26 protein-coding genes are annotated in these 26,370 nt (G+C 69.5%); 10 read left to right on the top strand and 16 right to left on the bottom strand.

Translation table 11 applies throughout. The features are described 5' to 3' along the window. Positions 1 to 151 precede the first annotated feature (151 nt). Complete coding sequence (locus H0X95_RS28050) at positions 152 to 883, bottom strand: GNAT family N-acetyltransferase (RefSeq protein WP_227746312.1); 732 nt, start codon at positions 881 to 883, stop codon at positions 152 to 154. Between the two features lie 67 nt (positions 884 to 950). Here H0X95_RS28050 and H0X95_RS28045 point away from each other — a divergent pair, with 67 nt between their 5' ends. Beyond that, the gene (locus H0X95_RS28045) at positions 951 to 1,334 is read left to right on the top strand and encodes a hypothetical protein (protein ID WP_011548356.1); all 384 of its coding nucleotides are present in this window, start codon (positions 951 to 953) and stop codon (positions 1,332 to 1,334) included. 167 nt (positions 1,335 to 1,501) lie between these two features. Here H0X95_RS28045 and H0X95_RS28040 read toward each other — a convergent pair whose 3' ends face one another. Next, positions 1,502 to 2,359, bottom strand: coding sequence for a helix-turn-helix transcriptional regulator (locus H0X95_RS28040; protein ID WP_059722457.1), 858 nt, complete (start codon positions 2,357 to 2,359; stop codon positions 1,502 to 1,504). A 95-nt stretch (positions 2,360 to 2,454) separates the two neighbouring features. Between H0X95_RS28040 and H0X95_RS28035 the strand changes: the two genes are divergently transcribed. Then, a complete protein-coding gene (locus tag H0X95_RS28035) occupies positions 2,455 to 3,348 on the top strand; it encodes an SDR family oxidoreductase (RefSeq protein WP_006485917.1) in 894 nt (297 codons plus the stop codon). 45 nt (positions 3,349 to 3,393) lie between these two features. Here H0X95_RS28035 and H0X95_RS28030 read toward each other — a convergent pair whose 3' ends face one another. The 5 genes from H0X95_RS28030 to H0X95_RS28010 form a co-directional block, all read right to left on the bottom strand. Beyond that, on the bottom strand, positions 3,394 to 4,383 hold the full coding sequence (locus H0X95_RS28030; RefSeq protein ID WP_059722459.1) for a zinc-dependent alcohol dehydrogenase family protein: 990 nt from the start codon (positions 4,381 to 4,383) through the stop codon (positions 3,394 to 3,396). Between the two features lie 123 nt (positions 4,384 to 4,506). Then, entirely contained in the window at positions 4,507 to 5,409 is a 903-nt protein-coding gene (locus H0X95_RS28025; protein ID WP_059722461.1) for a LysR family transcriptional regulator, read from the bottom strand. Between the two features lie 79 nt (positions 5,410 to 5,488). Next, positions 5,489 to 6,868: an FAD-containing oxidoreductase gene (locus tag H0X95_RS28020; protein ID WP_006485924.1), complete on the bottom strand. Its 1,380-nt coding sequence runs from the start codon at positions 6,866 to 6,868 to the stop codon at positions 5,489 to 5,491. Positions 6,869 to 7,037: 169 nt separating this feature from the next. Then, positions 7,038 to 7,616 carry a hypothetical protein gene (locus H0X95_RS28015; protein WP_059722463.1) on the bottom strand — a complete coding sequence of 193 codons (579 nt, stop codon included), beginning with the start codon at positions 7,614 to 7,616 and terminating at the stop codon, positions 7,038 to 7,040. A gap of 47 nt (positions 7,617 to 7,663) precedes the next feature. After that, positions 7,664 to 8,128 (bottom strand): GNAT family N-acetyltransferase, encoded by a 465-nt coding sequence (locus H0X95_RS28010; protein ID WP_059722465.1) that lies wholly within the window; start codon positions 8,126 to 8,128, stop codon positions 7,664 to 7,666. A 149-nt stretch (positions 8,129 to 8,277) separates the two neighbouring features. On the opposite strand from H0X95_RS28010, the gene H0X95_RS28005 reads away from it, so the two are divergent. Beyond that, positions 8,278 to 8,916 (top strand): LysE family translocator, encoded by a 639-nt coding sequence (locus tag H0X95_RS28005; protein ID WP_059722712.1) that lies wholly within the window; start codon positions 8,278 to 8,280, stop codon positions 8,914 to 8,916. Positions 8,917 to 8,922: 6 nt separating this feature from the next. Here H0X95_RS28005 and H0X95_RS28000 read toward each other — a convergent pair whose 3' ends face one another. After that, positions 8,923 to 9,237 (bottom strand): hypothetical protein, encoded by a 315-nt coding sequence (locus H0X95_RS28000; protein ID WP_154641177.1) that lies wholly within the window; start codon positions 9,235 to 9,237, stop codon positions 8,923 to 8,925. Between H0X95_RS28000 and H0X95_RS27995 the strand changes: the two genes are divergently transcribed. From H0X95_RS27995 to H0X95_RS27980, 4 genes are read left to right on the top strand one after another with little or no spacing between them, the layout of a single operon-like run. Then, entirely contained in the window at positions 9,236 to 10,033 is a 798-nt protein-coding gene (locus tag H0X95_RS27995) for a DUF3348 domain-containing protein (RefSeq protein ID WP_059722467.1), read from the top strand. The genes H0X95_RS28000 and H0X95_RS27995 overlap by 2 nt on opposite strands. Positions 10,034 to 10,043: 10 nt before the next feature. Next, on the top strand, positions 10,044 to 12,851 hold the full coding sequence (locus H0X95_RS27990) for a DUF802 domain-containing protein (RefSeq protein WP_196446300.1): 2,808 nt from the start codon (positions 10,044 to 10,046) through the stop codon (positions 12,849 to 12,851). Between the two features lie 3 nt (positions 12,852 to 12,854). Beyond that, the gene (locus tag H0X95_RS27985; protein ID WP_006491235.1) at positions 12,855 to 13,499 is read left to right on the top strand and encodes an OmpA family protein; all 645 of its coding nucleotides are present in this window, start codon (positions 12,855 to 12,857) and stop codon (positions 13,497 to 13,499) included. After that, on the top strand, positions 13,496 to 14,125 hold the full coding sequence (locus tag H0X95_RS27980; RefSeq protein WP_034202712.1) for a DUF2894 domain-containing protein: 630 nt from the start codon (positions 13,496 to 13,498) through the stop codon (positions 14,123 to 14,125). The genes H0X95_RS27985 and H0X95_RS27980 overlap by 4 nt, the downstream gene beginning before the upstream one ends. Positions 14,126 to 14,158: 33 nt before the next feature. On the opposite strand, the gene H0X95_RS27975 is transcribed toward H0X95_RS27980, so the two are convergent. The 4 genes from H0X95_RS27975 to H0X95_RS27960 all read right to left on the bottom strand — a co-directional run bounded on the left by H0X95_RS27975 (position 14,159) and on the right by H0X95_RS27960 (position 19,729). Further along, positions 14,159 to 14,731 carry an NADPH-dependent FMN reductase gene (locus H0X95_RS27975; RefSeq protein ID WP_059722470.1) on the bottom strand — a complete coding sequence of 191 codons (573 nt, stop codon included), beginning with the start codon at positions 14,729 to 14,731 and terminating at the stop codon, positions 14,159 to 14,161. 54 nt (positions 14,732 to 14,785) lie between these two features. Further along, positions 14,786 to 15,376, bottom strand: coding sequence for a hypothetical protein (locus H0X95_RS27970; protein ID WP_006485515.1), 591 nt, complete (start codon positions 15,374 to 15,376; stop codon positions 14,786 to 14,788). Positions 15,377 to 15,951: 575 nt separating this feature from the next. Next, complete coding sequence (locus H0X95_RS27965; protein WP_059722472.1) at positions 15,952 to 17,235, bottom strand: isoprenylcysteine carboxylmethyltransferase family protein; 1,284 nt, start codon at positions 17,233 to 17,235, stop codon at positions 15,952 to 15,954. A gap of 127 nt (positions 17,236 to 17,362) precedes the next feature. After that, positions 17,363 to 19,729 carry a collagen-like triple helix repeat-containing protein gene (locus tag H0X95_RS27960; protein ID WP_154641178.1) on the bottom strand — a complete coding sequence of 789 codons (2,367 nt, stop codon included), beginning with the start codon at positions 19,727 to 19,729 and terminating at the stop codon, positions 17,363 to 17,365. A gap of 362 nt (positions 19,730 to 20,091) precedes the next feature. Here H0X95_RS27960 and H0X95_RS27955 point away from each other — a divergent pair, with 362 nt between their 5' ends. Next, positions 20,092 to 20,490 (top strand): carboxymuconolactone decarboxylase family protein, encoded by a 399-nt coding sequence (locus tag H0X95_RS27955; RefSeq protein WP_006486153.1) that lies wholly within the window; start codon positions 20,092 to 20,094, stop codon positions 20,488 to 20,490. Positions 20,491 to 20,562: 72 nt separating this feature from the next. On the opposite strand, the gene H0X95_RS27950 is transcribed toward H0X95_RS27955, so the two are convergent. The 3 genes from H0X95_RS27950 to H0X95_RS27940 are packed head-to-tail and all read right to left on the bottom strand — an operon-like array spanning position 20,563 to position 24,036. After that, positions 20,563 to 21,546, bottom strand: a complete 984-nt coding sequence (locus tag H0X95_RS27950; protein WP_059722475.1) for an alpha/beta fold hydrolase — start codon at positions 21,544 to 21,546, stop codon at positions 20,563 to 20,565. Positions 21,547 to 21,553: 7 nt separating this feature from the next. Next, on the bottom strand, positions 21,554 to 23,137 hold the full coding sequence (locus tag H0X95_RS27945) for a flavin-containing monooxygenase (protein ID WP_059722476.1): 1,584 nt from the start codon (positions 23,135 to 23,137) through the stop codon (positions 21,554 to 21,556). Next, a complete protein-coding gene (locus H0X95_RS27940; protein ID WP_006496098.1) occupies positions 23,134 to 24,036 on the bottom strand; it encodes an SDR family NAD(P)-dependent oxidoreductase in 903 nt (300 codons plus the stop codon). The genes H0X95_RS27945 and H0X95_RS27940 overlap by 4 nt, the downstream gene beginning before the upstream one ends. Before the next feature lie 88 nt (positions 24,037 to 24,124). On the opposite strand from H0X95_RS27940, the gene H0X95_RS27935 reads away from it, so the two are divergent. Further along, complete coding sequence (locus H0X95_RS27935; protein WP_034178474.1) at positions 24,125 to 24,778, top strand: TetR/AcrR family transcriptional regulator; 654 nt, start codon at positions 24,125 to 24,127, stop codon at positions 24,776 to 24,778. Between the two features lie 45 nt (positions 24,779 to 24,823). Continuing rightward, positions 24,824 to 25,309 carry a hypothetical protein gene (locus H0X95_RS27930; protein WP_006496097.1) on the top strand — a complete coding sequence of 162 codons (486 nt, stop codon included), beginning with the start codon at positions 24,824 to 24,826 and terminating at the stop codon, positions 25,307 to 25,309. 15 nt (positions 25,310 to 25,324) lie between these two features. Here H0X95_RS27930 and H0X95_RS27925 read toward each other — a convergent pair whose 3' ends face one another. After that, entirely contained in the window at positions 25,325 to 26,278 is a 954-nt protein-coding gene (locus H0X95_RS27925; protein WP_006486155.1) for a LysR family transcriptional regulator, read from the bottom strand. Positions 26,279 to 26,370: the final 92 nt, after the last annotated feature.

Genomic DNA, 26,370 nt, shown 5'->3' with positions numbered 1-26,370 from the left:
ATTGACCGAGAACCCCGGAATGGCGAATTTTACCGGGAACCCTAGAATTGTGTCGTTTGACTTGAAACGAGGGAAAAACGTCGTTTACGCCGCCTTCGATCGACTGTATTCGTTTGCGCCGCGCTGATGCGATGCCGACGGAAAGCGATGCTCAGCGACGGTAGATGAACTCGAGATCGGTCGATGCGCCGACCTTGAAATCGTACGTGCCGACCCGCTTGAAGCCCACCTTCTCGTAGAACGCGATGGCCTTCGCATTGCCTGACCACACGCCGAGCCATACCGGGCCGGAGCGCGTCGCGGCAAGATACTCGAGCGCGGCGTCGAACAACGCCCGTCCGGCGCCGGTACCTTGTGTGCCGCGTCGAAGGTAGATCTGATGGATTTCGCCCGAGCCGTCCGCCACGTCCGGATGCGGAAGCTTGCACGGCCCTGCGTGCGCATATCCGACCAGCGTGCCGTCGTCGCCTTCCGCGACCCATGTGCGGCGTTGCGGGTCGGCGAGCTGTTCGGTGATCGCTGCCACCGAGTAAGTCCGGGCTTCGTATTCGGCCAGATCGTGTGGCGGGTAGTCGATGCCGAATCCGTCCTGCAGAAAGGTTTCGCGAAACGTATCGCGCTTCAATTCGGCAAGCGGGACGGCGTCGGCCAGGGTCGCAACGCGGATCAACATGTGGCTTCTCTCGGTTCGGTATCGGGCCGACAGTTTATCCCGGGTGATGTCGAGCAGCCGCATCGTCGCCGGCCAACCGGCGACCGTCGCGGTCCTGCAGGCGGCTTCCCGATGCGGGAAAAAGCGCCGATTTTGCAGCGCAGCGAAAGGCGCCGACGCTTGCCTGACCGGGCCTCCGTAACCAGCCGAAACTGCCAGCACGGCAATCATGCGGATGCCGATGGTTGACCGCCGTCGGACATGCTAGGATTTCCGTCAAACAACTCCGGAGACTGCGATGCCGTTCATCTGCGAAAACGTTGAATGTCGTGCCGTGCTGGCTCGCGGGCAGGTCAGGCACCATCAGGAGGGCGCCGGCTGGTGCTTCTACTGCCCGGACTGCAACACCAGAAACGAGTTGATGAACATCGGCACGCTCAGCGGCCCTGTCGAGCTGGTTCAGCCCGAGCGGGCGAGCCCGCCGCACAAGGTGGTCGCGACGGCCAGGCCGCTGGACGACGGCCGATACGCGGCGCAGTTGAGCGTCCAGCGGGCGCTCGCCGTGAAAGGCACCTACGCGGCCGAGGAGCACTGGGATCAGTTAGGCGTATTCGGCGACGCGCAGGAAGCCGTCGCGCACGCGAAGTCGTTCGCCACGGACCTGCTGCAGCGCGCCGCGTAGCCGGCGCTTTTCCGTGAACGAACAAAGGGGCGTCGCGCATTCGTGCGCGACGCCCCTTTACGTTTTTCGCGCGCGTTCGTCAGTGGTGGATATCGAACGACGAGGTCTGCCTCGTGATCCGCCGATACGTGTCGTCCTGAATCAGGCTCCTGGGAAAGCGAGTGAGGTCACGCGGCCGGCGCCTGCGTTGCGCGGGCCCGTTCGCGCGCCGCGACGAGTTCCCTGATCCGCGCGCGGTCGGCCGGCGTCGCCGGCGTGAAGATCACGAGGCTCAGGTCCGGGCGGCCGGTAACCGAGAACGTCGAATGTTCGAGCGCGATCCGGCCGGCTCGCGGATGGCGGATCTCCTTCGTGGCTTCTTCGTGCGTACGGATATCGTGGTCGCGCCACATCGCGTCGAATTCGGCGCTGGTCGCGCGCATCTCGTCGACGAACGCCTGCACGGCCTGCGTCGCGCCGCTGCGCGCGACGTCCGCACGAAACCCGCCAACCGCGAACCGCGCGACGCGCTCCCAGTCCGACTGGGCATGGCGCACGCCCGCGTCGACGAAGATCAGCCGCAGGATGTTGCGCGCGGCCGGCGGGAGCGTCGCATAGTCGGTGAGCGTCGCGGCCGCCGCGTCGTTCCACGCGGCGACGTCCCACGTCGCGGTGCGGATGATCGCGGGGCTCGCGTCGAGCGAATCGAGCACGTGCTGCAGGCGCGGCGTCACGCCGGCCGGCGCGTGATAGCGTACCTCGGGCGGGTGGCCGAGGCCGATCAGGAACAGGTGCTCGCGTTCGGCCTCGTTGAGCATCAGCGCGCGGGCGAGCCGGTCGAGCACGTCGGCCGACGGCGCGCCGCCGCGCCCCTGTTCGAGCCACGTGTACCACGCGACGCTCACGTGTGCGCGCTGCGCGACTTCCTCGCGCCGCAGGCCCGGCGTGCGGCGGCGCGTGGCCGGCAGCCCGAGCGCGGCCGGGTTGAGTTTTTCGCGGCGGTCCCGCAGGTACGCGCCGAGCAGGTTGTCGGGGGCGTCAGCCATATCCTGTTAGTTCGTTTACCGGTAAACCGTCACGACTTCACCGCGCGCGGCCATCGGCAGATAGTAAGCCTCCATTTCATCCGGAGGTGCTGAACATGCGTGTCTTTGTTACGGGAGCGTCGGGCTTCGTCGGCTCGGCCGTCGTGGCCGAACTCGTGGCCGCCGGCCACTCGGTGCTGGGGCTCGCGCGCTCCGACGCGGCCGCGGCGTCGGTTGCCGCGGCCGGCGCCGACGTCCATCGCGGGTCGCTCGAGGATCTCGACAGCCTCACGCGCGGCGCCGAAGCCGCCGATGCGGTGATCCACACGGGATTCAATCACGACTTCTCGCGTTTTGCGCAGAACTGCGAACTCGACCGCCGCGCGATCGAGACGATCGGTGCGGCGCTCGTCGGTTCGGCGCGGCCGCTGATCGTCACGTCGGGCCTTGCGCTCGTCGCGCCCGGCCGCGCGGCGACGGAGGACGATCCGCACGTGCCGGTGTCGGAAAATTATCCGCGTGCGTCCGAAGCGACGGCGGTCGCGCTCGAAGCGCGCGGCGTGCACGCGTCGGTCGTGCGGCTGCCGCCGTCCGTGCACGGCGACGGCGATCACGCGTTCGTGCCGCACCTGATTGCGTTCGCGAGGGAGAAGGGCGTGTCGGCGTACATCGGCGACGGCGCGAACCGCTGGCCGGCCGTGCACCGGCTCGACGCGGCGCGCGTGTATCGGCTCGCGATCGAGCGCGGCGCAGCCGGCGCGCGCTATCACGCGGTCGACGATACGGGCGTGCCGTTCCGCGCGATCGCCGAGGTGATCGGGCGGCGGCTGAACGTGCCGGTCGTCGCGAAGTCGGCGGCGGAAGCCGGCGAGCACTTCGGCTGGTTCGCGAGATTTGCGGGGATGGATGCGCCCGCAACCAGCGAGCGCACGCGGGCATCGCTCGGCTGGGCGCCGACGCAGCCGAAGTTGCTGGCCGATATCGACCGGCCGCGGTATTTCGAAAGCTGACGAGCGGCGCGCGCCGCTCGCCATGGGTGCGGCTCGGACAGCCGCTCACACCGTGACGACGATCTTCCCGACCTGCGCACCGGCTTCCATGTAGCGGTGCGCGTCCACGATGTCGTCGAACGCGAACGTGCGATCGATCCGCGGTTTCAGCGTGCCGGCCGCGAGCCCGTCGACGATGAAGCGCTTCGCGCGTTCGAGCCGCCGCGCATCGCCGGTGATCTCGAACAGCTCGTAGCCGCGCAGCGTAAGGTGGCGCGCGAGCAGGTCCATCACCGGCACCGGGATGTCGCGCGTATCGAGCGCGCCGTACTGGAAGAACGTGCCGTGGGTGGCCAGCGCGCGCAGCAGGTTCGCCGCGTCGGGGCCGCCGACCGGATCGAACGCGAGGCGCGCGCCGACGCCGCCCGTGAGTTCCGCCACCTGCCGCGGCAGGTCGGCGGGGCTGCCGACGATCACGTGCCGCGCGCCGGCGTCGAGCAGCGCCTGGCGCTTCGCTTCGCCGCGCGTCAGCGCGATCGGCACCGCGCCGACCCGATTCGCCACCTGGATCGCGGCCAGCCCGACGCTGCTCGACGCGGCGCCGATCAGCACCGCCTCGCCGCGCTGGAGCCCGCCAAGTTCGATCAGCGCGCCGTAGGCCGTCACGAACATCATCCACGTCGCGGCCGCCTCCTCGAACGACAGGTTGTCCGGATGCTTGACCACCGCACGCGCCGGTACATTCACCACTTCGCCGTACATCCCGTAGTCGGCGAACGAGAAGGCCGGCACGACGCTCACCGCGTCGCCTTCCGCGAACGCCGTCACGTTGCGGCCGACCGCCGCGACCACGCCCGACGCCTCGTAGCCGAGCGATGCCGGAAAGCGCGGCATGAACGTGTATTCGCCGCTGCGGAACATGACTTCCGCACGATTGACGCCGATCGCCTTCACGCGCAGCTGGATGTCGTCGGGGCCCGGCGCGGGCACGTCGACGCTGTCGATCTGCAGGACGTCGGGGCCGCCGATGCGGTGGAAACGGACGATGCGGGTCATGGAGCGCTCCTTCGATGAACGGGTGTCGATGAAGCAGCATCGTAGGCGGGCATCCGCACCGGATAAACGCGCGGCCGGATCATTGATTGTTATTTGACGAATAACAATCAATGCGAACCTGTTTTATGCCGGATAACGCCGCGCGAACAGCTCGGTCAGCCAGTCGATGAACGCGCGCACCTTGTCGGGCAGATGCGCGCGGTTCGGGTACAGCACCGACACCGGCTTCGGCACGGCCGGCACGCCGGGCAGCAGCTCGACCAGCTGGCCCGAGTCGATGCTCGGCTGCAGCGCGGGCCGCAACGCGTGCACGATGCCGAGACCGGCGAGCCCGCACGACAGCAATGCTTCCGAGTTGTCGGTGAGCAGGCTGCTCGCGAGCTTCACCGCGACGGTGTCGCCGTGCGGGCGGAACGTCCATTCGAGCACGCGGCGGTTGCGGCCGGTGAAGAAGTTGACCGCGCGATGCATCCGCAGATCGTCGAGCGTACGCGGCAAGCCGTGGCGCGCGATATAGGCCGGCGACGCGCATGTGGCCATCGGCACCGCGCCGACGGTGCGCGCGACCATGCTCGAATCCTTCAGCGTCCCGACCCGCACCACGCAGTCGATGCCTTCGCCGATCAGGTCGGCCGGCTGGTCGCTCGCGCCGAGCACGAGCTCGATCTGCGGATAGCGCTGCTGGAAGTCGGGCAGCGCCGGAATCACGATCGTCTTCGCGAGCGCGAGGGCGACGTCGATCCGCAGCCGGCCCTTCGGCACCGCGCGTTGCTTCGGGAACGACGCGAACGCATCGTCGATGCTGCCGAGCAACTGCACGCAGCGCGCATGGAATGCCTCGCCTTCGGCCGTCACGCTGACGCGGCGCGTGCTGCGGTTCAGCAGCCGCACGCCGAGCTCCTGTTCGAGCTGCTGCACGGCTTTGGTGACGGCCGGCCGATGCAACTGCAGCGCGTCGGCGGCCTGCGTGAAGTTGCCGCGTTCGACGATCTGTACGTAGATCTGCATCGTTTGCAGGCGGTCCATGGCGTTCCCGGATGGCGTGGCGAGCGGCCATCTTCGCACACCGATGGAACCGGATGCGCGGCCGCCCGCCTGCCGTGCGTCATTCGACCGGATGCAGATCCTGCAGCAGCGTCGGCACCAGCTCCGACACGGTCGGGTGGATATGCATCGCGCGGCTGATCGTCGTGTACGGCGCGCCGGCGGTCATCACGTCGAGGATCCCGTGCACGACTTCGTCGCCGGTCACGCCGAGGATCGACGCGCCGAGAATCGCATGGCTGTCCGCATCGACGATCACCTTCATGAAGCCCTGGCTTTCGCCTTTCTCGACCGCCCGGCCGACGCGCGTCATCGGGCGCGTGCCGACCAGCAGCCGGCGGCCCGTCTGCTTCGCTTCCGCGAGCGTCATGCCGACGCGGCCAAGCGGCGGGTCGATGTACATCGCGTAGGCCATGATCCGGTCGGACACCTTGCGCGGATCGTCGTCGAGCAGGTTGGCCGCGACGATCTCGTAGTCGTTGTACGAAGTGTGCGTGAACGCGCCGCGCCCGTTGCAGTCGCCGAGCGCCCAGATGCCGGGCACGTTGGTGCGCAACTGGTCGTCGACGGTGATGTAGCCGCGTGCGTCGGTGTCGACGCCCGCGCGGTCGAGCCCGAGATCGTCGGTGTTCGGCACGCGCCCGACCGCGAGCAGCAGGTGCGAACCCGCGACCTCGCGGCCGCCGCCCGCGCAGTCGAGGCCGACCACGATGCCGTCGCCGTCGCGGCGCGCGCTCAGGCAGTTCGCGTCGAGCTGCACGTCGATCCCTTCCTTTTCGAGGATCTCGCGCACGGCCTGCGAGACGTCTTCGTCCTCGCGGCGGATCAGGCGCGAGCCTTTCTCGATGATCGTGACCCTGGAGCCGAAGCGCCGGTACATCTGGCCGAATTCGAGCCCGACGTAGCTGCCGCCGACGATCACCAGATGATCGGGCAGGAAGTCGACGTCCATCATCGTCGAGTTGGTCAGGTACGGCACCGAGTCGAGGCCCGGCATCGCGGGCACCTGCGCGCGTCCGCCGACGTTGATGAAGATGCGTTCGGCTTCGAGTACGTCATCGCCCACGCGCACCGCGTTCGGGCGTTCGAACCGGGCATGACCCTGAAAGACGGTCGTGTTGTCGAGGCCGCGCACCCATTGCTCGACGCCGTGGTTCGAGCGGCCGGAAATCTGGTCCTTGCGCGCCTTCACGGCTTTCATGTCGACGGTGACGGGGCCGCCGACCGACACGCCGTACTCGCCGGCGCGCCGTGCGAGCTGCGCGGCGTATGCGCTCGCGATCAGCGTCTTGGTCGGGATGCAGCCGGTGTTCACGCAAGTGCCGCCGAAGCGGCCGCGCTCGACGATCGCGACTTTCATGCCGGCCCCGGCGAGGCGCGCGGCGAGCGGCGGCCCGGCCTGGCCGGTGCCGATGACGATCGCATCGAAGTGTTGCGTCATGACGTCCTCCTGTGCGGGTGCAACGAGGAAAGGGGCGGGCGCAAGCCGCATGCCGTGCCGGCGGTCGCCCGCGGGCGACGAGCGCCTATGGTAGACCGGTTGGCCGGGGGCCGCGAGCGGCGCCCGGACGACGCGTCGTATTGAAAAACGGCACTGCCGCGGGCGGCGTCTAGTCCTTGCGCGTCCACTGCCCGAACGACACCGGCCGGTGCGCGTCGGCGCGCGTCACGGTGACGTGGTCGGGCTGGTCGTCGAGCGGAAACGATTCGGTGACGATCTGGCTCGAAAAGAGCCAGCCGTGCGTGCGCGGGTCGTAGCGGAACGTGACGTAGTCGGTCCAGTGCTGGCCGCACGCGACGACGTTCTGCACGGTGAAATAGCGGCCCTTCACCGCCAAGCCGTTGTCGCCCGCATCGTCGGGATCGAACGGATCGCATTGGCCGCCGTCGTTGGCGCGCAGCACGGCCTGGTCGTTGCGGGCCGCGAGACGGTAGGTGCGGTCGGCTTGTTCCTCGTAGATCAGCAGCGGGCGCGGCGACGGCTGGTCGCGCGTATCGACCGCGCGATGCACGACCACCAGAAAGCTGTGCCGCCCGTTGTCGAGATCGGGGCCGGCGTGCGTGATCAACGGCTGGTAGCCGGCCGGCAGTTGCGCGGCGATCGATTTCGGCAGGCTGTCGGCGCGGGCGCCGAGCGGGAGCGCGGCGAGCAGCGGGAGCAGCAGGGCAGCAAGGCGAAGAGCGCGCATGGCGGGCGGTCCGATCGAAAGGAGAAAAGGGGATCAGTCGCGCGGCGTTACAGATCGCGCCCGAGAAAGTCCGTGCCCGGCACCGGATTGAACGCGACGGGCGGCGCGGGCGTGAAGCCGAGCGACGCATACAGTTGCCGGGCGGCGACGAATTCGGGCAGCACGTCGACGCACATGCGCGCGTAACCGGCCGCCTTCGCGTCGTGCAGCAGCCGTTCGACGAGCTGGCGGCCGACGTTCAGCCCGCGCGCCTCGGGCCGTACGTACACGCGCTTCATCTCGCAGGTCGCCGCGTCGATTTCGCGGAACGCCGCGCAGCCGACCACGCGCTCGCCGCGCCACGCGAGCAGCAGCCGTCCGCGCGGCGCCGCGTATTTCCCGGGCAGCGCGGCAATTTCGGGCTCGTAGTCCTGGAATTCAAGGCTGACGGTCGGGCTCGCGACGTACTCGCGAAAGATCCCTTCGACGGCGGCGGCATCGTCGGGATAGCGGGCGGCGCGGATCTCGATCATGGGTGGCGCGTGATGACGGGAAAGAGGGCCAGCACAGCAGCGCACGGCCGCTTTCGGCGATGCGCGAAGCGTGCCAGAATCAGCGGCTCGACCGTCGGAAACGACACGCAGGCGCCGGCGCAGCGGCGTCGCTGACCAAGGAGACTTCGATGACCGCATCGGCTGCCGTACTCGCCATCCTGGCTGCGCTGTTTCTCGGCGCGATGATTCCGGGCCCGAGCTTCGTGCTGGTGGCCCGCAACTCGATCGGGCTGTCGCGCCGCGACGGGCTGGCCACCGCGCTCGGCATGGGCATCGGCGGCATCGTGTTCGGCGGCGTCGCGCTGGCCGGGCTGTACACGCTGCTGCAGGCCGTCGAATGGCTGTATGTGGGCCTCAAGGTCGCGGGCGGCGCCTACCTGATCTACATGGCGTCGAAGATCTGGCGCGGCGCCGACCGGCCGATCGCGATGGACGATCCGCAGGCGATGGCCGGCGGCAGCGCGCGCAAGTCGTTCCTGACGGGCCTCACGACCCAGCTCAGCAACCCGAAGACGGCGATCTGGTACGGCAGCATCTTCGCGGCGCTGCTCCCGCAGCATCCGCCGCTGTGGTGCTATCTCGTGCTGCCGCCGCTCGTGTTCTCGGTCGAGTTCGGCTGGTACACGCTCGTCGCGCTGTGCTTCTCGACGCGCCGGCCGCGCGAACTCTACCTGCGCGCGAAGAAGTGGGTCGACCGCATCGCGGCCGGCGCGATCACGCTGCTCGGGCTGCGGCTGATCCTGAATGCGCCGAAAGCGGGGATCTGAGCGCTGTCATTGCTGATCCGCGTCGGCGCGCGCGGCGGCGGTCATGGCCGTCGCGGGCCGTCGGCGCGAACCGGCGAGACCGGCCGGGTCGCCCGCCCGAGTACGCGTCGGCGGCCCGCCGACGCATCGCTTACCGATGGCGCGGCCGCTCGCCGGCCGCCGCCGACCGTGTTTCCCGACCGCCACCATCCCACGCCGAGCCTTGCACGACGGGCGTTCGCGTGTGTCACCCGGCGCGCCGGACGGCGCCGCTTCCCCGATTCTGGCGGTCGACCGGCCGACGACGTGTAAACTGCTGCCTTTTTTGACGGTTTGCAGCATGGTGCAAGCATCTCCGCGCCCGGCGTTGAGCGGTCCGACGCTCGTCCGGCTGCTCGCGCGCCTGGCCGATGCCGACGTCGCGGAATCCCGGCAAACGCTGTCCGACCGGCTGAGCCAGTGGCTCGGCTGGACCGACGCGATCACGCTGTCGTCCGCGCTGAATGCGAGCCCGCCGGGCGTCGCGGCCGGCGTGCGCGGCTACGACGCGGAGCGCGACTGCGCGCGCGTGCGCCACGACCTCGCGCAGGCGATCACGGCCGGCAATCGGCCGCGGATGCGGCGCCGGCCGGGCGACCTGCCGCCGCCGGCGGCCGATACGGCGGATTTCGCGGACTTCCGCCAGCGTTATCTGACCCTGCAGCAGGACATGGAAACGGCGATCGGCCAGTTGCGTGGCCGCCTGCGGGTCGCGCTCGCCGCGCGCTCGTCCGGGATGGCGCGGCTCGCGACGCTCGACACGATCATGGAGCGCGTGCTCGGCGCGCGCGAGCGCAGCCTGCTGTCGGCCGTGCCCGCGCTGCTCGGCACGCGCTTCGCGCGGTTGCGCGACGCGGAGCGGCAGGCGCTGGCCGACGCCGAATCCGCCGCTGCTGCGGCCGCCGGTTCCGATGCGCCCGATGCCGCCACTGCGGCCGATGAAGGCGCGGCGGCGGCCGACATCCCGACCGTCGCGGCGATCGTGCCCGGCGCATGGCTCGATACGTTTCGCGACGAGATGCAAAGCATCCTGCTTGCCGAACTCGAAGTCCGGTTTCAAACGGTAGACGGGCTGCTCGCGGCCCTTCGCACCTGCTAATCAACACGCTATGTCCAGAATTCGCCTTGATCTCGTTGTCTTCGTCGCCGGTCTGCTCGCTGTGGGCTGGATCGGTGCCGGCTATGTCGCGTCGAGCCCGCTGGCGGCGGCCGTCACGCTGCTGATCGGCGCGTGCTACGTCGCCGGCGCATGGGAACTGCTGCGCTACCGGCAGGCGACCGCCACGCTGTCGCACGCGGTCGCCGGCCTGACCGAGCCGCCCGCGAAGCTGGACCCGTGGCTCGACACGCTGCATCCGGGCCTGCGCGGCGCGGTGCGCGCCCGGGTCGAAGGCGCGCGCGTCGCGCTGCCGGGCCCGGCGCTCACGCCTTACCTCGTCGGCCTGCTGGTGTTGCTCGGGATGCTCGGCACGCTGCTCGGGATGGTCGTCACGCTGAAGGGCACGGGCGCCGCGCTCGAGAGCGCGACCGATCTCGATGCGATCCGCGCGTCGCTGATCGCGCCGGTGAAGGGGCTCGGGTTCGCGTTCGGCACGTCGATCGCCGGTGTGGCCACCTCGGCGATGCTCGGGCTGCTGTCCGCGCTCGTGCGCCGCGAGCGGATCGATGCGGCCCACCAGCTCGACGCGAAGATCGCGACGACGCTGCGCGTGCATTCGTCCGCGCACCAGCGCGACGAATCGTTCCGGCTGCTGCAGCGCCAGGCCGACGTGATGCCGGCGCTGGTCGACCGGCTGCAGACGATGATGACGACGCTCGAGGCGCGCAGCGTCGCGCTGCACGATCGCCAGCTCGAAAGCCAGCAGGCGTTTTTCGACCGGACCGAGCGGGCGTACGCGGGCCTGGCGTCGAACGTCGGCGACGCGCTGAAGGAGAGCGCCGCCGAAAGCGCGCGCGTGGCCGGCGCCGCGCTGCAGCCGGTCGTCGCCGCGACGATGACGGGGCTCGCGCAGGAGATGGCCGCGCTGCGCGACACCGTGACGGGCGCGGTGCAGCGTCAGCTCGACGGGCTGACGGACGGCTTCGAGAAGACCACCGGCAACGTGACGGCCGTGTGGAATCGCGCGCTCGACGAACAGCGTCGCGCGGGCGACGCCGTCGCGCAGCAGTTGCAGACGACGCTCGGCCAGTTCACCGACACGTTCGCGCAGCGTTCGTCGGATCTGCTCGATGGTGTCGCGACGCGCCTCGAATCGACCGAAGGCCGCCTGTCGGACGCGTGGCGCGACGCGCTGGCGCGCCAGGAGCAGGTCGGCGAGACGCTGGCCGGCCAGCATGCGCGCGCGCTGGGCGAAGCCGCCGCGACGTTCGAGCGCCATTCGGCCGCGACGCTCGCCGCGATGCGCGAGTCGCACGCAGGGTTGCAGACGCAACTGGCCGCGCGCGATGAAGCACGTCTGTCCGCATGGAACGATTCGCTGGCCGCGATGGCCGCGAAGCTGGGCGATGAATGGCAGCGTGCTGGCGTGCACAGCGCCGGCCGTCAGCAGGAAATCTGCGACGCCCTCGCGCAAACGACGCGCGACCTCGCGGCACAGGCATCGACATTCGAACAACGCTCGAACGATCTGCTGACGACGATCCGCGAGTCGCACACCGGCCTGCAATCGCAACTGGCCGCACGCGATGAAGCACGTCTGTCCGCATGGAACGATTCGCTGGCCGCGATGGCCGCGAAGCTGGGCGACGAATGGCAGCGTGCAGGCGTGCACAGCGCCGGCCGTCAGCAGGAAATCTGCGACGCCCTCGCGCAAACGACGCGCGACCTCGCCGCGCAGGCGTCGACGTTCGAACAACGCTCGAACGATCTGCTGACGACGATCCGCGATTCGCACACCGGTCTGCAATCGCAACTGGCTGCACGCGACGAAGCACGTCTGTCCGCATGGAGCGACTCGCTGGCCGCGATGGCCGCGAAGCTGGGCGATGAATGGCAGCGCGCAGGCGTGCACAGCGCCGGCCGCCAGCAGGAAATCTGCGACGCCCTCGCGCAAACGACGCGCGATCTCGCCGCACAGGCGTCGACGTTCGAGCAACGCTCGAACGATCTGCTGACGACGATTCGCGAATCGCACACTGGCCTGCAATCGCAACTGGCCGCGCGCGACGAAGCCCGCCTCGCCGCGTGGAACGATTCGCTCGCCGCGATGGCCGCCGCGCTGCGTGACGAATGGGCGCAGACGAGCGCGCAGGCCGCGGCGCGCCATCAGGACATCTGCGACACGCTGACCCGCACCGCGAACGACATCACCGCACAGGCGCAGGTTCACGCGAGCGACACGATCAACGAAATCGCGCGGCTCGTGCAGGCCGCGTCGGAAGCGCCGAAGGCCGCGGCCGACGTCGTCGCCGAGCTGCGTCAGCGCCTGTCCGACAGCATGGTGCGCGACACCGCGATGCTCGAGGAACGCAGCCGCCTGCTCGCGACGCTGGAGACGCTGCTCGGTGCGGTCAACCACGCGTCGACCGAACAGCGCGCCGCGATCGACGCGCTCGTCAGCACGTCGGCCGATCTGCTCGATCGCGTCGGCGCGCGCTTCAACGACACCGTCGAGGCCGAAACGCGCAAGCTCGATTCGGTGGCCGCGCAGGTCACGGCCGGCGCCGTCGAAGTGGCGAGCCTCGGCGACGCGTTCGGGATGGCCGTGCAGGTGTTCGGCGAATCGAACGACAAGCTGCTGACCCATCTGCAGCGCATCGAGGCCGCGCTCGAGAAATCGCTCGCGCGCAGCGACGAGCAGCTCGAATACTACGTCGCGCAGGCGCGCGAAGTGATCGACCTGAGCGTGATGTCGCAGAAGCAGATCGTCGAAGACCTGCAGCAGCTCGCCGGCCGGCGAGCGCCTGTCGGAGCGTAACGCATGCACGACGAAATCGACGGCGGCGCGCAATCGGCGCCGGTATGGCCCGCGTTCGCCGACCTGATGTCGGTGCTGCTCGGCGCGTTCGTGCTGATCCTCGTCGGCGTGATCGGCATGCAGCTCCAGCTCACGTCGAAGCTCGAGGAAGCGGTGCGCGCGCGCCAGCTCGAGGCGCAGCAGCGCAAGTCGCTCGAACAGGCGCTCGCCGGGCCGCTCGCGGCCGGCCGCGTGACGCTCGTGAACGGGCGCATCGGCATCAGCGGCAACGTGCTGTTCGCGCTGAACTCCGACCAGTTGCAGCCCGCGGGCCGTGATTTGCTGAAGACGCTGGCCGTACCGCTCGCCACCTATCTGAAGACCCGTGACGAGATCCTGATGGTCAGCGGCTTCGCGGACGACCAGCAGGTACACGCCGGCAACCGCCTGTTCGCGGACAACTGGGAACTGTCGGCCAAGCGCGCGTTGACGGTCACGCGCGCGCTGATCGATGCCGGCGTGCCGGCGTCGTCGGTGTTCGCGGCCGCGTTCGGTTCCGAACAGCCGGTCAGCTCGAATGCGGACGATGAAGGCCGCGCGAAGAACCGCCGCGTGGAAATCGCACCGGTGCCGCGCAAGTCGGCGTCGAACGGAGGCAACGCAAAGTGACGGACGACGCGACGCAGGTGCGCGCGACGCTCGACGCCTGGCGCGAGCAGGGCGCCGACCGGCTCGATCCCGTGCGGTTTCACCGGATCGATGCGCTCGAACGGCGCGCGGCCGTGCTCGACGGCGCGGCACGCGCGCTGCTCGACGCGCGGCTGGCGACGCTGATCGACGGGTTTGCGGCGCTCGTCGCGCGCGCCGACGACGATGCCGAAGTCACGCGCGAGACGGGGCAAGCCGCGACGAGCAGGCCCGCGCGCGGCGCGCTGGCCGCGCTCGTCGAAGGGCTCGCGCGCGATCCGCAAGCGGACCGGCGCGGGCTCGATCCCGAACTGGTCGACTACTTCCGCACGATGTGGTCGAAAGTCCGCACGGAACAGCAATACCGCCAGTCGCTCGACCAGGTGCCGCGCAACGCCGGGCCGCTTAATTCGAACAGCCTCGTGCACCGCTCGCTCGCGACGATGCGCGAGCTGTCGCCGGACTATCTGCAGCAGTTCCTGTCGTACGTCGATGCGCTCGCATGGCTCGAGGATCTCGCCGGCGGCGGCGCGCAGCCCGAGAAGGAAGCGCCGCGTGCGAAGGCGGCCAAACCGGCGAGAAAGACGACGCGCACCAAGGCGCGATAACGCGACGCCCCAGGGGGCAGGCGTGCGGGGTACTTAGCGGCCTGGCGCCGACTCGGCGATCGCCGCGCGCAGCGCGTGCAATGCGTCGACGAGCGCCGATGCGAACGGCGGATGCGCGGCGATGCCCGCCGCGTCGAGCCGGCTTCCGAGGATCGGCAGCGCGATCGAGGCGGGCTCGACGATGCGCGCCGACATCACCGACAACGTTTCGCGCAGCGCCGCGTCCGCATGCGTCGCGCGCGGCGACGCGTTCAATACCGCGACCGGCTTGTACACGACGGCCTCGCATCCCACGACCCAGTCCAGCGCATTCTTCATCACGCCCGATATGCCGTGCGCGTATTCCGGGCTCGCGATCAGCACGCCGTCGGCCGCGTTCAGGCGGTCGATCAGGTCGCGCACCGCGGCGGGCGTCGGGTATTCGGCATCGGGATTGAACAGCGGGAATGCGCCGAGACGATCGAAGCGCGCGATGCGCATGCCGTGCGGGGCAACGAGCGCGGCTGCGTCGAGGAGTGCCGCGTTGTACGACTGCGCGCGCAGGCTGCCGCACAGCGCGACGATGTCGAGCGGGCGGCCGACGTCGGTTCGGGGATCGATGGTCATCGCAGGGCGTTTCGATTGGCGGGGCGAGCCGGCGCGTCGCGCGGGCTCGGCGGATTATCGCATCGGCGTTCGCGCCGCGTCGCTCATCCCGGCCGCCTGCGCGAATTCTCCGATGCCCCAGCCGCTCCCGAGCAACAGCCGCCGCGTATGCAGTGCGCCGTGCACGTCGTCGGCAACGGTATCGCCGAGATAGCGCAGCGCGCGGCCTTCGACATCGACGAAGCCGTGCCGGTAGTGCTGCGCGAGCGCCGTCCACAACCGCGCGGCGCCGACCGACTGGCGCGCGCCGCTGATCAGGCACAGGCCCGCGTCGAGCCCCCAACGGTACAGCGTCGTCGCGAGGCCCTTGCGTTGCGCCGAGCCGCGCAGCCGCGTGTGCGGCGCGCGCAGGTAGCGGTCCGCGCGGCGCGGGATTTCGGGCAGGCGGTTGAACACCGTGTAGCCGGCGAGCTGGCGCGCGGCCAGATCCTCGACATACAGGAAGTATTCGCCGTCCGCTTCGCGATGGCGGACGACCAGGCCCGAGCGGCCGAGCGCGACGCCCGGCAGGCCGTGCAGGCGATGGCCCGGCTGGTGGAGGCGTTCATAAAGGGTGTCGAGTTCGTCGTCGATGTCGTGCTGGGAATGCTGTACGTCGATACGCATGGCGAAAGGCGCCCGTCTCGGGCGCATCGAGAAAGGAGTGCATGGCAACGGGGAAGCGGAAAGGGAAGCGGCCCCCGGGCTCGGCGAAGCGAGCCGGGGCCGCGCATCAGCTGGGGATGTGCTGGAAACCGGCGGCGATCGCGGCGAGGCCCGCGATGCAGAGTGCGAACAGGATCAGGACTTTGTGGATCACGCCTCTTTCCTCATGAATGCGCGGCGCCGGCGGGCGGCGTCGCGGAGACGGTGAGCGGCGGGCACGGCCCGCACGGCCGTCGTGCGGGACGACGGTCGGGGTCCGGCGACGGATCGTGCGCGGACGGCCAGCACCATACGCGACGCGTCGGGGGCGGGCAATCGGACTGGGGGAGAAAAGCGACGAAAAGCGGAGAATCGCGCTGTTTCGCGACAATTGGCCGCATGGGAGCGCTCAAACGTTCGGGCGATCCACGCGAAAGCGCATCGCCCAGCGCCGGAGAGCATGCGTGCAACAGTGTCGTTGCGGATGCGAAGTCCGCGACCGATCCGACACCCACGCGAGGGACCGGAGCGGCATGGCGGCCGCCCCGGCCGCTCCGTCACACCGCCTGCCGCCCGCCGAACGTCTGCCTGATCCGCGCGAACAAGCCGTGCTGCGCGATCCATTCGGCATACGCGCGATAGTCCGGATCGCGCATCAGGTGACGCTCTTCCGTCTTCGCGCGCGTGTAGTAGATCAGGTTGACCGCGACGAGCCCCGCGCAGTGCATGAGCCCGATCTGCCAGCCGAGCGGCTCGACGAACGGCACCGACACCATCCAGTACGACAGGTTCTTCGTGATGTACGCCGGGTGCTTCGTGAAGCGGTACGGGCCCGACGTGATGATCCCGCGGTTGGTGAGGTTCGAGAACCGCAGCCCGAACGAGATCGTGCACAGCGCGTAGGTCAGCAGCAGCAGGATGATCACCGTGCCCCAGATCACGCGCAGCGTCGGCGCCGACAGCAGCCAGTTGTCCCAGAACACCGACCCTTCGTAGCGGATGTAGTTGTTCGAGATCAGCGACCAGAACGGCTGGTAGCAGATCAGCGCGGCCACCCAGCCGAGTGTCGTCGGCTCGACGGTGCGCACGTGGCTGTCGAGGATGCGGAACGTGCACAGGTAGCCGACGGTGCCGAACATCAGGTCCATCGTGAACGACAGGTCGTACATGAACACGAAGGTCGCGATCGTCATCGGCGCGTGCATCGCGTTCGCGAGCGACGCGCTCAGGTGATCGGCATCCTTCGACAGGTAGACGGTCATCAGCGGCAGGAAGAACGCCTTCACGCCCCAGCCGGCCAGCATCTCGCGCACCGGCTTCCAGCTCGCGGGCTGCTCGCGGCGAAACAGGAAGCGGCCCCACAGCAGGTACGCGTCGTCGGTCTCGCGCTGGTGGCGGTCCATCCACGCGAAGTAGAACGGCGCGGCGACGATCACGTACGGCGCGAGCGAGCGCAGCAGCGACCAGAACGGCAGGTAGAACGCGCCGTGGTATTCGGGCAGCAGCCAGTAGATCGCACCGATGCCCGCGTAGATCGACGTCAGCGCGCCGAGCCGCGTCGCGACGCGCCCGAGGCCGAGCGGCCGGACGGCCTGCCGCGACAGCCCCGCGCTCGGGCGCAGGTAGACGCGCGAGATGAAGAGTTCGTGCAGCGCGATCGTGCCGATGATCGCGAGGCTCGCGATGACCGCGCGGGTGGCCGCATCGAGGGTCGGGTGGTCGCGCGTGATCCACAGCGCGAAGAGTCCGGCCGTGATGCCGAGCAGGCCGGCGCGGAACGGCGTGGCGGAACGGGGTGGGCGGTCCGGGGCAGCGACGATGCCGTCGAGCGTGGAGTTCATGATCGGATCCTCGTAGGGATGAGGGCCGGCGCCCCCGCTTGGCGGGTGACGCCGGCCGTCGGCCGGGCTGTTTATCGATGTGTGCCCGGCCATTGGCCTGTCGTTCTGGTACGTGATGCGTTAAAGCTTACTTCTTGGTGCCGGCGCCCAGCAGACCGCCGAGCAGGTTGGTCACCGGCGACAGCAGGTTGCCGGTGCCGCCTGCGGCGCCGCCGCCCGTGCTGCCGGTCAGGCCGGTCACCACCGAGCCGCTGCCGCCCGGCGTCGTCACGGTGCCGGCTGCGCCGCCGGGGCTGACCGTGCCGGTGGCGCCGGCCGAGCCGGCCGGCGTGCCCAGCGCACCCGTGAGCGTGCCGACCGGGCCGCTCGTCAGCACGCCGCCGAGCGTGCCGGACAGGTTGCCGCCCGGCGTCGTGACGGTGCCGGTGAGGCTTGCACCGAGCGGCGTCAGCGAGTTGACGAGGCCGGTGACCGGTGCGAGCAGACCGACGAGCCCTGCGCCACCGGTGCCGCTGGTCCCGCCGGTCCCGCTCGTGCCGCCCGTACCGCTGGTGCCGCCCGATCCGAGGCCGCCGAGTGCGCCCGTCACCGTCCCGAGCAGGCCGGTGATCGGCGCGAGCGGGCCGCCGCTGCTGGTGCCGCTCGTGCCGCTGGTGCCGCCCGACCCGCTCGAGCTGCCGCCGCCGAGGCCGCCCGTCAACGTGCCGAGCAGGCCCGTGATCGGGGCGAGCGGGTTGGTGCCGCCCGTGCCGCTGCTGGAGCTGCCCGCGTTGTTGTCGTGGACGAGGCCGCCGGTCGACGTCACCGTATTGCCGAGCTGCGTCACGACGCCACCGAGGCCCGTGCCGACCGGGTTGTCGGTCGCGCCGCCGACCTTCGTGCCCGCAAGCGCGAGACCGTTGCCGAGCGTGCTCAACAGGCCGTTGAGCGGGGTGCCGAGCAGCGTCACGCCGCCGAGCGTCTGCGTCGCGCCGGGCGTCGTGACGCCGCCGGTCAGCGTGTTCGTGATCGGGTTGATCACCTTGCCGAGCTGCGTTTCGAGCTGCTGGACCGGCGAGCTGTTCAGTGCCGTATTCAGCGCCGAGGCGGTCGAGTTGACCGCGGTGCCGACCGTGTTGACGAGGCTGCCGACCAGCGTCGTCGCCGGCGCGAGCGGCGACAGCGGACCGGTGCCGAGGCTCGTCACTGCATTGCCGAGGTTGTTGACCGCGCCGCCGGCGCCCGTCAGCAGGCCGGTGGTCGACGTGAGCGTCGGTCCGAGCGGGTTCGCCGACACGCCGATCGAGCCGAGGCCGGCCGCGATGCCGTTGCCGAGCGACTGCACGCCGTTGCCGAGGCTGCCGACCGCGTTGCCGACACTGGTGGCCGTCGTCGGGTTCGTGCCGGGGATCTGCACGCCGCCGATCTGGCTGCCACCGTTGACGACCGTCGTGCCGAGCGCCGTCACGAGGTTGCCGGATTTCTGGAGGACGTTGCCGAGCGGGGTGACGCCGGTGCCGGACGTGCCTGAGGTGCCGGACGTGCCTGAGGTACCGGAAGTGCCCGACGTGCCGGACGTACCCGAGGTGCCGGAGGTGCCCGAGGTGCCGGAGGTGCCCGAAGTACCGGAGGTGCCCGAGGTACCGGAGGTGCCCGAAGTACCGGAGGTGCCCGAAGTACCGGAGGTGCCCGAGGTACCGGAAGTGCCCGAAGTACCGGAGGTGCCCGAGGTACCGGAAGTGCCCGAGGTACCGGAAGTGCCCGAAGTACCGGAGGTGCCCGAAGTACCGGAGGTGCCCGAGGTGCCGGAAGTGCCCGAGGTGCCAGAAGTGCCCGAGGTGCCGGAAGTACCCGAGGTACCGGAAGTACCCGACGTACCGGAAGTACCCGACGTACCGGAAGTACCCGACGTACCGGAAGTACCCGAGGTACCGGAAGTACCCGAGGTGCCGGAAGTACCCGAGGTACCGGAAGTACCCGACGTACCGGAAGTGCCCGACGTACCGGAAGTGCCCGAGGTGCCGGAAGTACCCGAGGTGCCGGAAGTACCCGACGTACCGGAGGTGCCCGACGTACCGGAAGTGCCCGAGGTGCCGGAAGTACCCGAGGTGCCAGAAGTGCCCGAGGTACCGGAAGTACCCGAGGTGCCGGAGGTGCCCGAAGTACCGGAAGTGCCCGACGTACCGGAAGTGCCCGACGTACCGGAAGTGCCCGACGTACCGGAAGTACCCGAGGTGCCGGAAGTACCCGAGGTGCCGGAAGTACCCGAGCTGCCGGAAGTACCCGAGGTACCGGAAGTCCCCGACGACCCCGAAGTCCCCGAACTACCGCCACCCGAAGTCCCCGACGAACCGCCGCCCGACGTACCCGAAGTCCCCGACGTGCCGCTCGTCCCGGACGTGCTCGGCTTGATCGTCGGCGGGGTCGTCGGTCCATCGACCGAGCCGCAACCGTACAGCGCGAGCAGTGACGAGACGGCCATCGTTACCGTCGTCTTCTTGAAGAGATTCTGCATGTTGGCCTCGACATTGGAAGTGTGTCCAGGCCTTCTCTGCAAATTCCGCGCCACGACATGTTTGGCGAAACGGTGTCGCAATTTGTTGCGGAAATCGGGACTATCGACGCGATTTAAACGGAGGAAAGGCGGTTTCGCGCGACAGGCACGTGCGGTGCGCGAACGTCGCGGCTGCGATGTTCCCGTAAGGCGCCGTAACGCGCGGCAGGATGTTACGTAGCGTCCGGCCGCCGGTGACGCGAACGGCCGCGAACCGAGCGCCGCATCTTTGACGAAACGCGCGGTCGCGCTGAACATGGCGCGACATCCCCGGCCGCCGGCAGCGCGACAGCGGCCACGACTCCAACCACCAGGACACCGACATGAGCGAACAGGACAGGGAATACGGCAAGGCGCGGCGGATCGACGTGATGGGCGAGGCGTTCGTCGAGCGCGCGATGCGCGACCTCGACGGATTTTCGCGTCCGCTGCAGAACTGGCTGAACGAACATGCGTGGGGCAGCACGTGGCAGCGGGGCGGGATCGACCTGAAGACGCGCAGCCTGTGCACGTGCGCGATGCTGGCGGCGCTCGGCCGCGGCACGGAGTTGAAGGGGCATATTCGCGGCGCGCTCAACAACGGCGCGAGCCTCGTCGAGATCCGCGAGGTCTTGCTGCACAGCGCGCTGTACGCAGGGGCGCCGGCCGCGGTCGAGGCGTTTCGCAGCGCGCGCGAGGTGCTGTCGGATCTCGGACTGTCGATACCCGACGACGAAGCCTGATTCCGTCGCGGCGCCGGCTGCCCGGCGGCGGGAGCGGGGAAGCAGGATCAGGCGCCGCTTCGCTGCCGCGATCTACGCGATGCGTACCGTCTGCGTGGCCGTGTCGGCCGGCGCGGTGGCGACTTCGAGCAGCCAGTCGGCCGTCGCGTCGGGAATCGTGACCGGCAGCATGTGGCCGCCCTCGACGACCTTCAGCCGCACGCGCGCCGATTTCTTCGCGAGCGCGTCGCCGTGCTCGCGCCAGTTCAGGATCGGATCGGCGCGACCGTACAGCACGTCGACCGGCAGCGCGAGTTCCGGATAGCGACGCTCCATCGCGGGCAGGTCGACGGGCGCCGACAGCAGGTCCGTCGCCGTCGCGTAGAACACGTGCGGGCGCATCCCGAGCAGGCCGCCGCCCTTGACCGGGAAGTCGCGCGGCACGTCTTCCGGCGCGAACACCTGGCGCACGGCCTGGCGGCCCGTCAGGATCGTCAGCGGAATCGCGAAGGTCCACGACACGAAACGGCGCACGAGCGGCGACGGCAGCGTCAGCGGCTTGAACGGCGCGGGCGGCTCGGTCTGCTCGTGCGACAGCGGCGCGATCAGCGCGAGCCGGCTCACGCGGTCCGCATGGTTGAGGCCGACCGCGAGCGCGATCGCGCCGCCGAGCGAGTGGCCGACCAGCACGGGCTTGTCGAGCTTCAGCGCGTCGATGAATGCGGCGACCGTACGGGCCTGCGCGAACACGTTCGCCTGCGACGCCGCGCCGCGCAGCGACCGGCCGGCGCCCGGGCGATCGAGCAGGATCACGCGATGCTGCTGGGCGAGCCGCGTGAGCGGCAGGTACGCGAAATTGCGCCATTGCCCCGCGAGCCCGTGGACGAACACGATCGGCGGGCCGTTGCCGTATTCGACGTAGTGGATGCGGTCGCCGCCGATGTCGACGAAGCGGCCTTCGGGCGGAAACGCGCGGGTCACGCGCCGGGCCACGTAAGCGGAAAACAGCGCGAGCGCGGCGAGCACCGCGACGACGCCGAGCAGCACGTTCTGGATCAGATGGAGCGTAGGAGTCATGTCGGCCTCAGCGGGTTTCGAGTGCGGGTTCGGCGGCCGGCGCGGTGGCCGCCGGGTCGGTCGTGGCGCGGCGCTCGAAATGCATCGCGGAATCGGCGAGCGCGCTGAACTTCAGCGACGCGAGATCGAGCACGTAGTTCTGGTGGAATTTCCATGGCTTGCGGTGCCCCTGCTTCGGCAGGATGCCGGCCGCGCGCTGGATGTAGCCCGAGCTCAGGTTGACGGCCGGCACGTCGCCGAGATCGCCCGCGCCGAGCCGCGGCACGCACGTGTCGTACCCGTTCGCGCGCATGTGGTTGAGCAGCCGGCACACGTAGCGCGCGATCAGCTCGGCCTTCAGCGTCCACGACGCATTCGTGTAACCGAACGACGACGCGAGGTTCGGCACGTCGCTGTACATCATGCCCTTGTACGACACCGTCTCCGGCAAATCGACCACGCGGCCGTCGACCGTCACGCGCGCACCGCCGAGCATCTTCACCTTCAGCCCGGTCGCGGTGACGATCACGTCCGCGTCGAGCTGCTGGCCGCTCTTCAGCTGGAGGCCGGTCGGCGTGAAGCGCTCGATCTCGTCGGTGACGATCGATGCGCGGCCCGCGCGGATCGCCTTGAACAGGTCGCCATTCGGCACGAGGCACACGCGCTGGTCCCACGGCATGTAGCGCGGCGTCAGGTGCTTCGCGACGTCGAAGTCGGGGCCGAGCTGCCTGCTGGCCGCGCGGATGATGAATTGCTTCGTCCGGTCGGGCTTGCGGCGCGACACGTTGTACAGGTACATCGTCAGCAGGACGTTCTTCACGCGTACGAGCCGGTGCGCGAGCCGCGACGGCAGCACGCGGCGCAGCGCGTTCGCGATCTTGTCGCGCGCGGGCAGCGACACGATGTAGGTCGGCGAGCGCTGCAGCATCGTCACGTGCTGCGCGTCGGCCGCCATCGACGGCACGAGCGTGACGGCCGTCGCGCCGCTGCCGATCACGACCACGCGCCGGTTCGCGTACGACAGATCCTTCGGCCAGTGCTGCGGATGCACGAGCTTGCCCTCGAACGTGTCCATGCCGGCCCAGTCGGGCAGGTAGCCGGCGTCGTAGTCGTAGTAGCCACTGCACATGAACAGGAAGCGGCAGGTGTAGACGAGCGTGTCGGTCGCGCCGTCCTGCGTGCGCTCGATGCGTACCGTCCAGCGCGCACGATTCGAATCCCAGTCGGCCGCGACGACCTTCTGGCCGTAGCGGATCGTCTTGTCGATGCCGTAGGTGCGCGCGGTGTCGCGGATGTAGTCGAGGATCGTCTGTCCGTCGGAGATCGCCTTGTCGCTGTGCCACGGGCGGAAGCTGTAGCCGAGCGTGAACATGTCGGAATCCGAACGAACGCCCGGATAGCGGAACAGGTCCCAGGTGCCGCCGATCGCGTCGCGCGCCTCGACGATCGCCACGCTCGCATGCGGGCAGCGCTGCTTCAGGTGATACGCGGCGCCGATGCCGGACAGGCCGGCTCCGACGATCAGCACGTCGAGGTCGCGGTTGTCGCCGCTGTCGCGGCGGGCGCCGGGGGCGGGCGGCGCATCGCGCCGGTCGGTCGTCGTCGAGGTCATGCGGGGTCCTTGGTCGGCGTGATCGGGCGCGCGGCCGGGGCGGGCGCGCGTTCGAGATTGCGTGCGCGGGCGCGGCGCACGTGGCGCAGCACCAGCCACTGGTAACCGGCGCCGAGCAGGCGCGCGATCCGGTCGAGCCGGCGCGCGTCGGCGCCGACCAGCACGCGGCGCGCATTGCGCTCGACGCCCGCGAGGATCTGCCGCGCGGCCTCGTCGGCCGTCGTCGCATTGATCAGGCGGTTCGCCTGGCGGCGATGGGTCGCTTCGTCCTGGCCCGTCAGCGCGTGGATGCTGGTATCGACGCGGCTCGCGTCGACGATGCCCGTCGCGACGCCGCCCGGATGCACGCAGGTCGCGCTCACCGGCGCGCCGTCGAGTTCGAGTTCCATCCGCAGCGCCTCGGTGAAGCCGCGCACCGCGAACTTGGTCGCGTTGTACGCGCTTTGCGTCGGCATCGCGACGAGCCCGAACAGGCTCGACGTGTTGACGACGTGGCCGTCGCCCGACGCGCGCAGATGCGGCAGGAACGCCTGCGTGCCGTGCACGACGCCCCAGAAATTGATGCCGACGATCCATTCGAGATCGGCGAGACGCGCGGTTTCGGCGCTGGCGGCGAGCGACACGCCCGCGTTGTTGAAGATCAGGTTGACCTTGCCGTGCTCGGCGCGAACGAAATCGGCCCACGCGAACACCGCGTCGCGATCGGCGACGTCGAGCCGGCGCTTGCTCACACGCACGCCGTGCTGCGCACAGAGGGCCGCCGTGCCGGCGAGCCCGGTTTCGCTGACGTCGGCGAGCGCGACCGCGCAGCCGCGCCGCGCCAGTTCGACCGCGAGGCTGCGGCCCATGCCCGAACCGGCGCCCGTGATCGCGGCGACCTTGCCGGAAAATCCCTTCATCCGTCGTTCCTCCCGTTCCGCTTGCGCTGCACCGGCGGCGCGTCTATTGTGGTGTTGTGTGTCACCACTTTAGTTTTCGGGTGTCCTGATGTCAAATAGCGGAATGGAGAAAGCACTCGAAACGGAAAAAAGGGGCCGGTCGTACGGCGGCGTGGCGCCCGAGGTACGGGCCGCCGAGCGGCGCGACGCGTTGATTCGCGCGGCGACGCGCGTGTTCGGCACGGTGGGTTTTCGCAAGGCGACCGTGCGGTCGATCTGCCAGGAAGCGAAGCTGAACGATCGCTACTTCTATGCGGCGTTCGACAGCACCGAGGATCTGTTGCGCTGCACCTACCTGCATCACGCGCAGCAACTGCATGACGCGGTCGCGCAGGCGGTCGCCGCGCGCGGCGGCGAACTGCGCGAGCGCGTCGACGCGGGGCTCGCCGCGTTCTTCGCGTTTCTGCGCGACCCGTGCGCGGCGCGCGTGCTGCTGCTCGAGGTGATGGGCGTGAGCGCGGACACCGACATGACGTATCAGCGCATGCTGATCGACTTCGGCAAGCTGATCATGGCGATCGGCGCGCCGCGCGAGGCCGTGACGCCGGCGGAGCGCACCGAGCAGCGGCTGATCGGGCTCGCGCTGGTGGGCGCGATGACGAACGTCGGCGCGGCGTGGCTGCTGACCGACTATCGCGATCCGGAGGCGCAGATGATCTCCAGTTGCAGGAAGGTGCTGCTGGGGACGTTGCAGGCGGCGTAGATTCGCGGGGACGGGGCCGTTCGCCGCGCACATCAATGGTGGTCGATGAATAACAAGGAAATCATGCAGGCACGCAACCGATGGGGGCGCCGCGTGACGTCGGCGGGGATGGCCGTTTCCGTCCTGATGCTGACGGGCTGCGGCTGCTGGCCGTTTAGCGAGACCACGCGCTATGAAACCGAGTGGAAATCGCAAACGGTCGGGGCGCTGTTCAGGGATGCGGACCGGACAGGCGATGTCTGTCGCGACGCCCTCTATACGCAGCACCTCAAGGACGCGGTATCGGCCTGCAAGGACGGGGCGTATGAAAAAATCCGCAATCGCATCAGCGGCGAGCCCGTCAGGCTGTCGCTCGCGAAGGCGACCTGTGCGGAAGCGCAAGCCCAGCTGGACCAGGGCATCCCCGCCAATATCCAGGACCGGATCTTCAATCTGAACCCGTTCCCCGACGAATTTACTGCCTGCATGAGCGAAAAGGGATTCAAGCGCGAAGAAGTCGAAAAAAAGGCGTGCTACGTGAAGTTCATGTGACAGGCGAGCGACCGGTCAGCCGTTCGCGCGTTTCGGCCGACCGGGGCGTGCGCGCGGCGTTGCAGGCGTCTCCCCGAGCCTCGCCTTCATCGCATCGATGAACGCTCGCACCTTCGGCGAAGGCAGCCGCGTCGACGGATACACCGCGTGAATCCCGGCCGGCGCCGTACGCCAGCCCGGCAACAGCCGCACGAGCCGGCCGGCGGCGACGTCGTCCGCGGTCGAGAAATCCGTCAGCAGCCCGAAGCCGCCGCCCGCGAGCACGATCGCGCGGCACGCGGTCGCGGTGTTCGACACGACCGGCGCGACGCAGCGCACCGATGCGTGGCCGCCGCGCGCATCGTCGAGGTCGAGCGTATGCGGGCGCGGCAGCGACGACAACATCACGAAGGGCAGCGCGGCGAGCGCATCGGGGTCGCGCGGCAGTCCGTGCCGCGCGACGAACGCCGGGCTCGCGACCAGCCATTTCTCGTAGGTGCCGAGCTGCACCGCGCGATAGTTGGAATCGGCGAGGCGGCCGATGCGGACCGCGACGTCGAGGTTGTCCGCGACGAGATCGATCACGCGGTCGTTCGCGACGAGTTCGACATCGAGCCCCGGATGCCGGTCGCGCAGCGCGACGACGGCGGGCGCGACGACCAGCGCGCCGTAGTCGATCGGCACGCTCACGCGCAGCGTGCCGCGCAGCGGCCCGGCGTCGGACGACACCGCGTCGAGCGCGGCTTCGGTGGCGCGCACGATGTCGCGGCACGCGTCGTAGAACACGCGTCCGGCATCGGTCACGCTCAGCCGCCGCGTCGTGCGCACCAGCAGGTTCGCGCCGACCTCGGATTCGAGGCGCTGCATGTGCGTGCTGACGACCGTCTTCGCGAGGCCGAGCCGCTCGGCCGCGGCCGTCAGCGAGCCGGCCTCGACCACCGCGACGAAGATCGCCAGCCGGTTCAGGTTCACGTCGCGCAGATCGGCCATCGTCGATTGTCCTATGAAAGCGGAGAATGTTTCCACGATTATCCGTCTTCTGGCGACGAACGGCGAGCGCTACGCTGGAGCCGTTCGTCGCC

It is taken from the genome of Burkholderia sp. 9779_493, assembly GCF_015712215.1.
Taxonomy (GTDB): domain Bacteria; phylum Pseudomonadota; class Gammaproteobacteria; order Burkholderiales; family Burkholderiaceae; genus Burkholderia; species Burkholderia cenocepacia.
This window is presented reverse-complemented; position numbering and strand designations above follow the sequence as displayed.